This is a genomic window from Virgibacillus sp. GM2-2 (assembly GCF_055329585.1).
This window is the reverse complement of the sequence record NZ_JBUZWC010000121.1, coordinates 1-253: the sequence shown is the minus strand read 5'-3', so window position 1 is coordinate 253 and position 253 is coordinate 1. Positions and strand designations below refer to the sequence as shown.

1 protein-coding gene is annotated in these 253 nt (G+C 71.9%); it reads left to right on the top strand.

Features of this window, described 5'->3' with window-relative positions; all coding sequences use genetic code 11:
• Positions 1 to 253 (top strand): hypothetical protein (locus ACY9Z2_RS19200; protein WP_463611276.1); only part of this gene is annotated, 253 nt, incomplete at both ends.

The following is a 253-nucleotide window of genomic DNA, read 5'->3' as shown; positions in this document are numbered from 1 at the left end:
ACCGCGGGCTCTACGAACTGGCCAGCGGCCCCGAGATCTGCGCGTACTTCGACCAGGTGATGCGCCAGCGGCTGCTCCCCAGCGGGCGCGTCACCTACCTTTCGTTGAGCGACCTCGGCGATGACGGCGTCGTCACCTCCCGCGTCAGCGGTGAGCGCACGCGCGTGCGCGCGCGGAGGAAGTTCGTCGACGCGACGTTCGCCGACACGCGCGTTCCGGCGACCCATCCCCCGGGGTTCGCCGTGGCCGAGGG